Below are 12,105 nucleotides of genomic sequence, written 5' to 3' on the forward strand. Positions count from 1 at the left end.
CAACCACGGTGTCGTACTGCTGCTTCGGGGTGGTTGCCCACCCGTAAAGTCCCGGTTTCGGCGCACGGGTGCGCCGTTGTTCCCAACAGCGCTCGGAGCGCGATGATTCCCGGACAGAATCAAATATTACCCGAACTAACGAGTTTCTGTCGGTGAAAACCCCGGCAGGGCGCTGACCTGCGATTACTCCGCGCGGTTCCAGAAATCGGCGAGCACGGCGGCGGTCGCGGCGGGCTGCTCGGCGTTCGGCGAGTGCAGCGCCCCGGGCACCGTGGTGTGCCGGACCCCCAGCCGGGCGGCCATCGCGATCTGCTCCGGGACCGGCCAGGCGTAGTCCTGTTCGCCGGAGACCACCTGCTTGGGCAGCTCGACCGCGGCCAGCTCGGCCACCAGGTCGGGCGCGGAGATCAGGTGCCCGCCCATCACGACCAGCGCCTCGGGACGGTTGGCCACCCAGCGGCGGTGCAGGAACTCGCCGATCTCGGGGCGGGGCCGGGGCTTGTCCTGCTCCAGCTGCTGGAGCAGCTGCCAGATCTCCTCCAGGCTCATCCCGCCCAGCGCGTCGATCAGCAGCTTGGTGCGGGCGGCCTCGTTCGGGTCGATCGCGGCCGGGCCGGTGGAGAGCAGGGTGAGCGACCGCCACGGCAGCGGCCCGCCCCGGCGGTCCGCCGTCAGCACCGCCTGCCGACTGACCTGACCGCCGAAGGAGTGCCCCAGCAGGTGCAGCGGAGTGGTGGTGCCCAGCGCCGCGGTCAGCGCCAGCAGGTCGAGCGCCAGCTCGTCGATCGCGTACGCGGCGGGGTCGGCGTCGCCGCCGGTCTCGTACTGGCCGCGCTGGTCGACCGCCACCGTGCGGTAGCCCTGCTCGGCGAGCGGCTCCAGGAGGGCGATGAAGTCCTCCTTGCTCCCGGTGAACCCGGGCACCAGCAGCGCCGTCCCGCGCACCGGCCCGGCCGGCTCGGCGACGAACGACGCGAAACTCCCCCGCGAGGTCGCCAGCCGGACGGCACTGGCACAGACGGGCAGCTTCAGAAACGGCGGAGTACTCACACCGCCGAGCCTAATGTGCGGCTCCGCCGCGTGGGCGACGCCGACCTTTTGGCGGGTGCTCAGCCCGCTACGGAGTCAGGGGCTCGGGGCTCTGCTGTTGTGCGGCTCCGCCGCGTGGGCGACGCCGACTTTTTGGCGGGTGCTCAGCCCGCTACGGAGTCAGGGGCTCGGGGCTCTGCTGATGTGCGGCTCCGCCGCGTGGGCGACGCCGACTTTTTGGCAGGTGCTCAGCCCGCTACGGAGTCAGGGGCTCGGGGAACTGCGACGCCGACCTCGGAAGAGGTCACGCGTACGTAGGTGGTCAGGCACGGTGCGGTGTGACCCGCGCGCCAGACCTCCTCGCAGTTCCCCGAGCCCCTGGTGGTGCAGCCTCGGGTCCTGAAGAAATCAGCTCTCGTCGGTGGTGGTCCGACGGGTGCGGGTCCGGCGGCGCGGCGCCTCGGCGGCCTCGACCGCGGGGGCCGGAGCCGCCGCCGTCTCGGTGCCGGCGGCAGCCGAGCGCGGGCGACGCCGACGACGACGCGGAGCGTCGCCCTCGACCGCCGTGGCACCGTCGACCTGTGCGGCCTCGGTGACCACGGCCGCCGCCTCGGCGACGACCGCACCGTCGGCGGTGCTGCCGCCCCGGGTGCGACGCCGCTCGCGCGGGGCGCGGGCCGGCCGCTCGGCGGCCGGTGCCTCGACGGCCTCGGTACGGCGACCGCGGCCGGCGCCGGCCGCGCTGCGCGAACCACGCCCGCCGGTCTCGCCGAGGTCCTCGATCTCCTCCGCCTTCAGACCCGCCCGGGTCCGCTCGGAGCGCGGCAGGACACCGGTGGTGCCGGGCGCGATCTTGAGCAGCTCGTACAGGTGCGGCGAGGTGGAGTAGGTCTCCTCCGGGTCCGGGAACTTCAGGTCCAGCGCCTTGTTGATCAGCTGCCAGCGCGGGATGTCGTCCCAGTCGACCAGGGTGACGGCGGTGCCGAAGGCGCCGGCCCGGCCGGTGCGGCCGATCCGGTGCAGGTAGGTCTTCTCGTCCTCGGTGCACTGGTAGTTGATGACGTGCGTGACGCCCTCGACGTCGATGCCACGGGCCGCGACGTCGGTGCAGACCAGCACGTCGACCTTGCCGGCCCGGAAGGCCCGCAGGGCCTGCTCGCGGGCGCCCTGGCCGAGGTCGCCGTGCACGGCGCCGGCCGCGAAGCCGCGCTGGGTCAGCTGGTCGGCCACGTCGGCGGCGGTGCGCTTGGTCCGGCAGAAGATCATCGCCAGGCCGCGGCCGTCGGCCTGCAGGATCCGCGCGACCATCTCGACCTTGTCGAGCGAGTGCGCACGGAAGATGTGCTGGGTGGTGTTGGCCACGGTGTGGCCGGTGTCGTCCGGCGCGGCCGCCCGGATGTGGGTCGGCTGGCTCATGTACCGGCGGGCCAGCGAGATGACCTGGCCGGGCATGGTGGCCGAGAAGAGCAGGGTCTGCCGCTTGGCGGGCAGCATGGTGATGATCTTCTCGACGTCCGGCAGGAAGCCCAGGTCGAGCATCTCGTCGGCCTCGTCGAGCACCAGCGCCTTGACCTTGGAGAGGTCCAGCTTGCGCTGGCCGGCCAGGTCGAGCAGGCGGCCCGGGGTGCCGACGATGATGTCGACGCCCTTCTTGAGCGCCTCGACCTGCGGCTCGTACGCCCGGCCGCCGTAGATCGCGAGGACCCGGACGTCGCGGACCTTGCCCGCGGTCTGCAGGTCGTTGGTGACCTGGGTGCAGAGCTCACGGGTGGGCACCACGATGAGCGCCTGCGGGCCGTCGGAGAGCTGCTCCTCGGTGGCCCGGCCGGCGTCCACGTCGGCGCGGACCACGACGCGCTCGATCAGCGGGAGGCCGAAGCCGAGGGTCTTGCCGGTGCCGGTCTTGGCCTGGCCGATCACGTCGTGGCCGGTCAGGGCGACCGGCAGGGTCATCTCCTGGATCGGGAACGGGTGGAGAATGCCGACGGCCTCCAGGGCCTCGGCGGTCTCCGGGAGGATCCCGAGCTCCCGGAAGGTGGTCTTGGTGGGTTCAGCGGTGGTGGACAGGGTGCTGCCTCTTCCATGTGGTGGGGCCGAGAGCGAGAGGGCGGGCGGGCAGCCTCGTGAACGGCAACGGGCCGCAGAACAGCCCGACTCGTCGGATACGAGGTCGCACAACCGCGCCGGCCCCCGCGGCCTGCCGACTCGACCGGCCCGGTGACGGGCGCGTCGATCGGCGGCGTAAGGGAGGATTCCCGTGAGGGGCCAGGCGCGGGACCTGCGCCAGGGCGGCGTGGTCCGCGGCGGCCCTCGCTCGGCCACTGATGCGGTGCCAGGGCCCGAGGTCCGGGCCATGGTCGGAGCCGATCGGGTCTCCGACCGGGCATCCGCGTACGTGAACGCCCGGTGTCCGTACGCGGCACCAACACGTGCCACCGGGATACATCGAGCTTCCCTACCACCATACAGTCAGGCGACGACTCGAACACGTGACGTGCCCTACTCCGTACCGGGAGGCCCGCCGCGCGGGCGATAGGGTGACCGCAATGAGCACTCAGGCAGCCGACGACGGCACCCCGCTGGACGCATCCGTCACCTCCGTCGCTTCCGACCCGCCCGCCTCGATCGGCGGCTGGGCCGTCCGCTCGGCCGACCCGGACTACCGGGCCGCCGTGCTGGACCTGCTCGGCGCCCTGGCGTACGGCGAACTGAGCGCCTTCGAGCGGCTCGCCGAGGACGCCAAGTTCGCGCCCGGGCTGGTCGACAAGGCGATGCTGGCCAGGATGGCCTCCAACGAGTACCAGCACTACCAGCTGCTGCACGACCGGCTGGTGGAGGTCGGCGCCGACCCGACCGGGGTGATGACCCCGTTCGTCGAGCCGCTGGAGGCGTTCCACCGGCTGACGGCGCCCGCCGACTGGCTGGAGGGCCTGGTCAAGGCGTACGTCGGGGACGCGATCGCGACCGACTTCTACCGCGAGGTGGCCGCCCGGCTGGACGACGACACCCGGGACCTGGTGCTCCGGGTCTCCGGTGACACCGGGCACGCCCAGTTCGCGGTGGACCGGATCCGGCAGGCGATCGAGGACGACCCCCGGGTCGGCGGCCGGCTGGCGCTCTGGGGCCGGCGGCTGATGGGCGAGGCGCTCAGCCAGTCCCAGCGGGTGGTGGCCCAGCGGGACGCGCTCTCCAACCTGCTGGTCGGCGGCGCCGAGGTGCAGGGCTTCGACCTGGTCGAGGTCGGCAAGATGTTCAACCGGATCACCGAGGCGCACACCCGGCGGATGGCCGCCCTCGGGCTCGCCTCCTAGCGGTGACCTAGGCGTGCCGGTGCCGCCCCGTCCCGGCCGGCAGGTCGGGACGGGCGAGCACCGAGACCAGCAGCACCGAGGTGACCGCCGAGAAGAGCAGCGCCAGCGCGGGCAGGTGGCCGCCCAGCGCGTAGCCGGAGATGACGCCGCCGAGCAGGGCGGCGACCACCGCGGTCGCCACGGTCAGCGATCTGGCGGCGGGGAAGTACGCGGGCAACAGCATCAGCACGCCGAAGCCGACGGCCAGGCCGATGAGCACGAAGGCGATCGTTTCGAGGACCACGGGCTGCCTCCCAGGGGGTTCCCCTTCGGATACCCCGCCGCCCCGGTCGGTACGCCCACCAAAGCCGAACGGCCGCCCCCTGTCCGGGGGCGGCCGTTCGGGTACTGCCGGACTGCGTCAGCTGCCGAAGCCGACCTTGCGGACGCTCGGCTCGCCGATCTCCACGTACGCCAGGCGCTCGGCCGGGACGATCACGCGGCGGCCCTGCTCGTCGGTCAGCGTGAAGAGCTTCGAGGTGCCCTCCAGCGCCTTGGTGACCGCGCTCTCGACCTCATCGGCAGTCTGCGAGCTCTCGAGAACGATCTCTCGGGGCGCGTTCTGCACGCCGATCTTGACCTCCACGGCTTCCGTCCCTCCGGGTTGCAGCCATCCACACGCTCGAACCGCTGTTCGCGGGCTTCGCGCCGTACGGCTTCACCTTAGACCAGCCACCCCGCCGAACGGCGAAGGTCCGCTGATCGCCTATTCGGCGGAAGCGTCCGAGGACTCCTGGCCCGGGTGCATCGGGAAGCCCTTGAGGCCGCGCCAGGCGAGGCTGGCGACCAGCTTGACGGCCGCGTCGCGGGGGATCTCCAGGTCCTGCGAGAGCCAGTACCTGGCGGTGATCTGGGCCAGGCCGCAGACGCCCACGGCGAGCAGCTTGGACTCCGCCTCGGGCAGGTCGGTGTCCTCCGCGATGACCTGGCTGACCAGCGTCGCGCTGGCGTCGGCGGCCCGCTCGACCCGCTCGCGCACGGCGGGCTCGTTGGTCAGGTCGGACTCGAAGACCAGCCGGAAGGCGCCGGACTCGCTGGAGACGTAGTTGAAGTACGCCTCCATGGTCGCGGCCACCCGCAGCTTGTTGTCGGTGGTGGTGGTGAGCGCCTCGCGGGTGGACTCCACCAGGGCGTCGCAGTGCTTGTCGAGCAGGGCGAGGTAGAGCTCGAGCTTGCCGGGGAAGTGTTGGTAGAGCACCGGCTTGCTGACCCCGGCGCGGTCGGCGATGTCGTCCATGGCCGCGGCGTGGTAGCCCTGGGCGACGAACACCTCCTGCGCGGCACCGAGCAGTTGTTCACGGCGGGCGCTGCGCGGCAGGCGGGCACCACGCGGGCGCTCCTGCGCCTCCTGGACGGCCGTCACGGGCGCTCCTCACTTCACGGTCTGCGGCAGCGCCCACTGGGACGGGTGTGCCGGGCATTGCTGGCAAGGTGACTGATTCTACTTTTGGGTAACCCGATCCGCGCCGGGCGAGCGCGAGAAATGCACCCGGACCCCCTTGTCGGAAGCACACAATACGGGGCTCACCTGCGCTGTCCAGAGCTTGAGACGACGTGGAGGCTGGGCCGACGCGGTCGGGCTCACTACGATCGTGCCTCATGAGCACTGAACAGCAGGTGGCGGCGGGGGACGCGGGGCCGGAGCGGACCGTCCGGGTCCCCGGGGCGGTCCTCGCGGTACGCGGTCCCGGGCCGGGCACCGAGGGCCTGCCGCCCGCACTCTTCGTGCACGGGCTCGGCGGCTCCGGGGACAACTGGACCGAGCTGATCGCCGAGCTCGGCGGCGAGCTCGCGGCCGAGACGGTGGACCTGCCCGGTTTCGGCTGGTCCGCACCGCCGCAGGACGGCAACCTGTCGGTCTCCGGGCACGTCCGGGCGGTGATCGGGTACCTGGAGGCGGCCGGCCGTGGCCCGGTGCACCTGTTCGGCAACTCGCTCGGCGGCGCGGTCGCGGTCCGGCTGGCCGCGCTCCGGCCCGACCTGGTGCGCAGCCTCACGCTGATCTCGCCCGCGCTGCCCGAGCTGCCGCCGCAGCGCACCGCCTGGCCGACCGGCCTGCTGGCGGTGCCCGGCGTCCCCGCGCTGCTGGGCCGGACCCGCAGCCCCGGCGGCGACGTCGAGCAGGCCACCCGGGAGCTGCTCGCGCTGGTCTACGGCGACCCGGCGGCGGTGCCGTCCGCCCAGTGGGACCGGGCGGTGGCGGAGTACCGGCGCCGGGCCGGGCTGCCGTACGCGCTGTCGGCGCTGGCCGGGTCGGCGCGCGGGATCGTGGCGGCGTACACCGAGCGCGGCGAGCAGTCGCTCTGGCGGCAGGCGGCGCAGGTGAAGGCGCCGGTGCTGCTGGTGTACGGGCTGCGCGACAAGCTGGTCTCGTACCGGTCCGCCCGGCGGGCCTGCGCGGAGTTCGCGGACGCCCGGCTGCTGGTGCTGCCGGACTCGGGGCACGTGGCGATGCTGGAGCACCCCGAGCTGGTGGCGCGCTCGGTGCGGGAGCTGCTGGCCGAGAGCTGACGGCCCGGAGCTGACGGGGCGGAGGACGGCCGGAGAACGGCGGACCCCGGCCGAGGTCACGCGGTTTCACTCGTTCAGGTGGCAGCCTGGTCGGTGACCGATGGCCTGTCCGCGTTTCGTTCTACCTTCGTGCTGTCGGACCGAACAGGTGTGGGGGAGCAGCAGGCGTCTGCGGCTGCGCAGGGTGTCGAGCGGTGCGGCGCAGCCCGCCGGAGCCCGGTCCGAGTTACCGGTACGCCGGCTGAGGCCGCGGCGGTACCGCACCCGGTCAAGGGAACCGCTCTGCTCTGGAGGTCGTCGTGCGCATTGCTCTGCTCACCGAGGGTGCCAGCTCGTACGCACAGCGTGCCGACAGCTGGTGCGGGCGGCTGATCGAGGGCCTGCCGGAGCACGAGTTCCGGCTCTACCTGCTGGGTGGTGGCGGCGGGCCGGTCGAGGGTCCGGTGCCGGTCGCCGAGCTGTCGCTCTGGGGGCGGCGGCCGAAGGGGCGCGGGCCCGCGCTGCACCGGCGGCGGTCCTACCAGCAGGCGTACCGGACGCTGATCCGCTCGCTGGTGATACCCGGCGAGCGGGAGTCCTTCGGCCCCGCGCTGCACCGGCTGGCCGCGCTCGGCCGGGAGGACGGCGCGCTGCCGGCCTTCCTGGCCTCGGGCCCGGCCCAGCGGGTGCTGGAGCAGGTCTGGCGCTCGCCCGGCGCCGAGACGGCGGCGGGCCAGCCGCAGGTCAGGGACGTGCTGGTGGCGGCGGACCTGCTGGAGCAGTGCCTCCGCCCGCTCTCCGCGCCCTGGTACGGCACCGGCCCCGGGGGGCTCGGCTCGGCCGACCTGTGCCACGTGGTGGGCGGCGGCCCGGCCGCGCTGCCCGCGCTGGTCGCCAAGGAGCTGCACGGGGTCCCGTTCGTGATCACCGAGCACGGGCTGCACCTGCGCGAGCAGTACCGCAGCTACCGCACCGCGCCGTACCGCTGGCCGGTCCGCGCGCTGCTGATCGCCTTCTTCCGGCTGCTGACCGAGGAGACCTACCGGCAGGCCGCGGTGCTCACCCCGGGCAGCGGTTACGACCGGCACTGGCAGGAGCGCTGCGGGGCCGACCCGGCCCGGATCAGGGTGGTGCACGAGGGCACCCCGGCGGTGGCCCGGGCGGCGGCCGGGCCGGAGCCGGAGGGCCCGGTGCTGGTCTGGGCCGGGGCGCTGGAGCCGGGCCGCGACCCGGCGCTGATGCTGCACGCCTTCGCCCGGATCAGGGCCGAGCTGCCCGCGGCCCGGCTGCGGATGTACGGCGAGGAGGGGGCGCCGGGCTTCCTGGCGCACTGCCGGGGGATAGCCGAGCGGCTCGGGGTGGACGCGGCGGTCTCGTTCGAGGGCAGGCCGGAGGGCGGCCCGGCCGAGGTCTGGGCGGCGGGCAGCCTGGTGGTGTTCTCGGCGCTGGCCCAGCGCAGCCCGCGCCTGCTGGCGGACGCGATGCTGAGCGGCCGCGCGGTGGTGGCCACCGAGGTCGGGGTGGCCCGGGAGGTGGTCGGACCGACCGGTCTGCTGGTCCCGCCGCGCGATCCCGCCGCGCTGGCCACCGCCTGCCTGGCCCTGCTCGGCGACGAGGAGCGGCGGGCCAGGCTCGGGCTGGCCGGTCGGCTGCGGGCGCAGGAGCGGTTCGCGGTGGAGCCGGTGGTGACCGCCTTCCGGGAGGTCTACCTGGAGCTGGTGTCCCGCTGGCCCGCCTTCCCGGCGGCGGCGAAGACGGCCGCCCGGCCGTTCGCCCGGCCCGCCGAGTACTGGGTGGCGGGGCCGGCCGAGTCCGTGGCCGAGGCCGTCTGATGACCGGGCGGGAGGTGGATCCGGTGCGGGAGCTGATGGAGCGTCACCGCACCTCGTGCGAGCAGGCCGTGGACGCGCTGGAGATCGCCGCCGCCCTGGAGGACGCCGGGCTCGGCCCGGCCGAGGCGGCCCGCTGCCGGCACGCCGACGTGTTCTCGCTGGCCGAGGAGCTGTACGCCCGGGTCCCGCGCCGACCGCCGACCGCCCCCGTGCCGGTGCCGCCGGTGCGCCGCGGGCAGCGGTCCTGGCAGGCGCTGCGCAGCGCCGTCCGGCACGGGCTGCCGGCGGCGGTGCTGGCCGGGGGCGCCGCGCTGCTGCCGTCGGTGGCCCGGGGGCCGCTGGCGGTGCTCTGCGGCGGCTGGCTGGCCTGGGCGGCGGCCCGTCCGCCCGCGCGCCCCGACCACCCGTCGGCTGACGCCGGATCAGGCGGAACGGTCCTGCACCGGGCCGGCCACGGCGTCGGGGTGGCCCTGTTGGTGGTGCTGCCGGTGACGGCGGGCGGCCCGGCCGGGGCGGTGCTCGGCGTGGCCGCCGCGACCGCCGCCGGTGCGGTGGAGTGGGCCACCGGGTGGCTCCGGCAGGTGGCCTGGAGCCACCTCGGCGCGGCCCGCACGATGGCCGACTTCCGGGCCCGGATGTGGCCCGCGCTGCCGGTGGCCACCGGCCTGCAGCTGCTGGCGACGGCCGGGCTCGGCCTGGTCGGCCTGCTGCTGCTCGACGTGGTCGACCCGGGCCCGGGCGGCGGTCTGCTGTACCAGGCCGTGCAGCGGGCCGACGGTCCGCAGTGGGCCGGCCAGGCCGCGCTCGGACTGCTGCTGCTCCCGGCCACGGTGCTGCTGCGCTGCGGCCGGGGCACCCCGGCGGTGGCCGTCCTGCTGGCGGCTGGCTCGGCCGGTCTGCTGCTCACGACGGTCGCCCGGTGGCGGCCGGAGACCGCCCAACTGTTCACCTGCGGCTCCGCCGCCGCCCTGCTGCTGCCGTACGCCTGGCTGGTGCTGGGCCGGCCGGGCGCGCACCGCCGCTCCCCAACCCCTGTCCGTATCTCGTGGAAGGACACCCCCTGATGAGGGTGCTGCTGCTGGGCGCCGACGGCTTCATCGGCCGTCGGGTCGCCGAACGACTGCTGGTCGAACCGGACCTCCAGGTCACCGTGCTCGGCCGACGCGATTCGGCCGACATCCGCTTCGACCTGACGGCGGGCAGTCCCGGTGCGCTGGCCCGGTTCCTGGACGCGGTGGCCCCGCAGGCGGTGATCAACTGCGCCGGGGCGACGTACGGCAGCTCACGGTCGCTGATCCGGTCCAACACGCTCGCGGTGGCCACCGTCTGCGAGGCGATCCGGCGCAGCCGGGAGCCGGCCAGGCTGGTGCACGTCGGCTCCGCCGCCGAGTACGGGCCGATGCCCAGCGGGGTGCCGGTCCCGGAGAGCGCGGAGCCCCGGCCGGCCGGCCCGTACGGGGTCTCCAAGCTGGCGGGGACGGAGCTGGTGCTGGCCTCCGGGCTGGACGCGGCGGTGCTCCGGGTCTTCGACGTGGTCGGCCCGGGGTCGCCCGCGGCCTCGCTGTTCGGACGGCTGGCGGAGGGGCTGCGCCGGGCGCTGGAGCAGGAGGAGCACCAGGTCCGGATGCCCGACCTGTCCGGATACCGGGATTTCGTCGACGTCCGGGACGTCGCCCGGGCGATCCAGTCGGCCGCCGTCTCGGCCGCCACCGGGGTGATCAACATCGGCAGCGGCCACGCCGTCCGGGCCAGGGACGCGGCGCAGCTGCTGGTGCGGGCCGCCGGCTTCGAGGGCTCGATCAGCGAGGACGCCCGGGTAGCGGCGCTGCCGGGGCAGCTCGGGGTGGGGGCGCTCGGGACGGGGCACGAGCACCCGCCGCACCGCCCGGGCGGCGAGCCGGTGCAGTGGCGGCAGGCCGACGTCAGGACCGCCAGGGACCGTCTCGGCTGGCGGACACAGGTGCCGCTGGAGGAGTCGCTCGGCGACATCTGGCTGGAGACCGCCTGTCGGGTCTGACCGCCGCCCACCAGGGGAGTTGGGCGATCGGGGGGTGGTCCCAGCATCCGGCGCCGACCGTCTCACCCATCGGACCTGCTGTCTCGGAATACCCCGACCGAGTGACACTGTTGGCGTATCTGGAGTCACCGATGGTGGCTCGAGCCAAGCCCCGAACTGACGACCATCGGAGTCCCCGTGTCGCTGCCACCCCTGGTCGAGCCGGCCGCCGAGCTGACCGTTGACGAGGTCCGCCGGTACTCCCGCCACCTGATCATCCCGGATGTCGGGATGGCCGGGCAGAAGCGGCTGAAGAACGCCAAGGTGCTCTGTGTCGGCGCCGGCGGCCTCGGCTCGCCCGCCCTGATGTACCTGGCGGCGGCGGGTGTCGGCACCCTCGGCATCGTCGAGTTCGACACCGTCGACGAGTCGAACCTGCAGCGGCAGATCATCCACGGTCAGTCCGACATCGGCCGCTCCAAGGGCGAGTCGGCGCGGGAGTCGGTCCAGGAGATCAACCCCTACGTCAACGTGATCCTGCACGACGAGCGCCTCGACAACGACAACGTGATGGAGATCTTCTCCGGCTACGACCTGATCGTCGACGGCACCGACAACTTCGCCACCCGGTACCTGGTGAACGACGCCGCGGTGCTGCTCGGCAAGCCGTACGTGTGGGGCTCGATCTACCGCTTCGACGGCCAGGCCAGCGTGTTCTGGGCCGAGCACGGCCCCTGCTACCGCTGCCTCTACCCCGAGGCCCCGCCGGCCGGCATGGTGCCGTCCTGCGCCGAGGGCGGCGTGCTGGGCGTGCTCTGCGCCTCGATCGGTTCGATCCAGGTCACCGAGGCGATCAAGCTGCTGGCCGGGATCGGCGAGCCGCTGGTGGGTCGTCTGATGATCTACGACGCGCTGGAGATGAACTACCGTCAGGTCAAGATCCGCAAGGACCCGGACTGCGCTCTCTGCGGTGAGAACCCGACGGTCACCGAGCTGATCGACTACGAGGCCTTCTGCGGCGTCGTCTCGGAGGAGGCCCAGGCCGCGGCCGCGGGCTCGACCATCACCTCCAAGCAGCTCAAGGCCTGGCAGGACGAGGACGAGGACATCTTCCTGGTCGACGTCCGCGAGCCCGGCGAGTACGAGATCGTCAGCATCCCGGGCGCCGTGCTGATCCCGAAGAACGAGTTCCTGATGGGGAACGCGCTGGAGACCCTGCCGCAGGACAAGAAGATCGTGCTGCACTGCAAGTCGGGCGTCCGCTCGGCCGAGGTGCTGGCCGTCCTCAAGTCGGCGGGCTTCTCGGACGCGGTCCACCTCGGTGGCGGTGTGCTCGGCTGGGTGAACCAGATCGAGCCGCACAAGCCGGTCTACTAGACCTCGGGTACGACGAGGGGCGCGGGGCCAC

11 protein-coding genes are annotated in these 12,105 nt (G+C 73.7%); 6 read left to right on the forward strand and 5 right to left on the reverse strand.

Annotation, left to right across the window (positions count from 1 at the left end; genetic code table 11):
• Positions 1-183: 183 nt before the first annotated feature.
• On the reverse strand, positions 184-1,050 hold the full coding sequence (locus OHV05_RS21455; RefSeq protein WP_405019114.1) for an alpha/beta fold hydrolase: 867 nt from the start codon (positions 1,048-1,050) through the stop codon (positions 184-186).
• Between the two features lie 387 nt (positions 1,051-1,437).
• Entirely contained in the window at positions 1,438-2,982 is a 1,545-nt protein-coding gene (locus OHV05_RS21460) for a DEAD/DEAH box helicase (RefSeq protein ID WP_405019115.1), read from the reverse strand.
• A 593-nt stretch (positions 2,983-3,575) separates the two neighbouring features.
• Here OHV05_RS21460 and OHV05_RS21465 point away from each other — a divergent pair.
• The gene (locus tag OHV05_RS21465) at positions 3,576-4,340 is read left to right on the forward strand and encodes a ferritin-like fold-containing protein (protein ID WP_405019116.1); all 765 of its coding nucleotides are present in this window, start codon (positions 3,576-3,578) and stop codon (positions 4,338-4,340) included.
• A gap of 7 nt (positions 4,341-4,347) precedes the next feature.
• On the opposite strand, the gene OHV05_RS21470 is transcribed toward OHV05_RS21465, so the two are convergent.
• From OHV05_RS21470 to OHV05_RS21480, 3 genes are all read right to left on the reverse strand, one after another.
• Entirely contained in the window at positions 4,348-4,623 is a 276-nt protein-coding gene (locus tag OHV05_RS21470; RefSeq protein WP_405019117.1) for a hypothetical protein, read from the reverse strand.
• 117 nt (positions 4,624-4,740) lie between these two features.
• Complete coding sequence (locus tag OHV05_RS21475) at positions 4,741-4,965, reverse strand: DUF3107 domain-containing protein (RefSeq protein WP_403034644.1); 225 nt, start codon at positions 4,963-4,965, stop codon at positions 4,741-4,743.
• A 120-nt stretch (positions 4,966-5,085) separates the two neighbouring features.
• Entirely contained in the window at positions 5,086-5,742 is a 657-nt protein-coding gene (locus tag OHV05_RS21480) for a TetR/AcrR family transcriptional regulator (RefSeq protein WP_184914576.1), read from the reverse strand.
• A gap of 236 nt (positions 5,743-5,978) precedes the next feature.
• Here OHV05_RS21480 and OHV05_RS21485 point away from each other — a divergent pair, with 236 nt between their 5' ends.
• The 5 genes from OHV05_RS21485 to moeZ all read left to right on the forward strand — a co-directional run bounded on the left by OHV05_RS21485 (position 5,979) and on the right by moeZ (position 12,074).
• Positions 5,979-6,890, forward strand: coding sequence for an alpha/beta fold hydrolase (locus OHV05_RS21485; protein ID WP_403034647.1), 912 nt, complete (start codon positions 5,979-5,981; stop codon positions 6,888-6,890).
• A gap of 299 nt (positions 6,891-7,189) precedes the next feature.
• Positions 7,190-8,701 carry a DUF3492 domain-containing protein gene (locus tag OHV05_RS21490; protein WP_405019118.1) on the forward strand — a complete coding sequence of 504 codons (1,512 nt, stop codon included), beginning with the start codon at positions 7,190-7,192 and terminating at the stop codon, positions 8,699-8,701.
• A gap of 23 nt (positions 8,702-8,724) precedes the next feature.
• Complete coding sequence (locus OHV05_RS21495; RefSeq protein WP_405019119.1) at positions 8,725-9,765, forward strand: hypothetical protein; 1,041 nt, start codon at positions 8,725-8,727, stop codon at positions 9,763-9,765.
• Positions 9,765-10,718, forward strand: a complete 954-nt coding sequence (locus OHV05_RS21500) for an NAD-dependent epimerase/dehydratase family protein (protein WP_405019120.1) — start codon at positions 9,765-9,767, stop codon at positions 10,716-10,718. The genes OHV05_RS21495 and OHV05_RS21500 overlap by 1 nt, the downstream gene beginning before the upstream one ends.
• Before the next feature lie 177 nt (positions 10,719-10,895).
• The gene (moeZ, locus tag OHV05_RS21505) at positions 10,896-12,074 is read left to right on the forward strand and encodes an adenylyltransferase/sulfurtransferase MoeZ (RefSeq protein ID WP_405019121.1); all 1,179 of its coding nucleotides are present in this window, start codon (positions 10,896-10,898) and stop codon (positions 12,072-12,074) included.
• Positions 12,075-12,105 lie beyond the last annotated feature (31 nt).

The organism is Kitasatospora sp. NBC_00070 (genome assembly GCF_045041205.1).
In the GTDB taxonomy this organism is placed as follows: domain Bacteria; phylum Actinomycetota; class Actinomycetes; order Streptomycetales; family Streptomycetaceae; genus Kitasatospora.

What these genes read in the sequence shown, in the direction of transcription:
- OHV05_RS21500 (WP_405019120.1), top strand. Translation starts at nt 9,765, where the DNA reads ATGAGGGTGCTGCTGCTGGGCGCCGACGGCTTCATCGGCCGTCGGGTC.
- OHV05_RS21460 (WP_405019115.1), bottom strand. Translation starts at nt 2,982, where the DNA reads ATGACCCTGCCGGTCGCCCTGACCGGCCACGACGTGATCGGCCAGGCC.
- OHV05_RS21465 (WP_405019116.1), top strand. Translation starts at nt 3,576, where the DNA reads ATGAGCACTCAGGCAGCCGACGACGGCACCCCGCTGGACGCATCCGTC.
- OHV05_RS21485 (WP_403034647.1), top strand. Translation starts at nt 5,979, where the DNA reads ATGAGCACTGAACAGCAGGTGGCGGCGGGGGACGCGGGGCCGGAGCGG.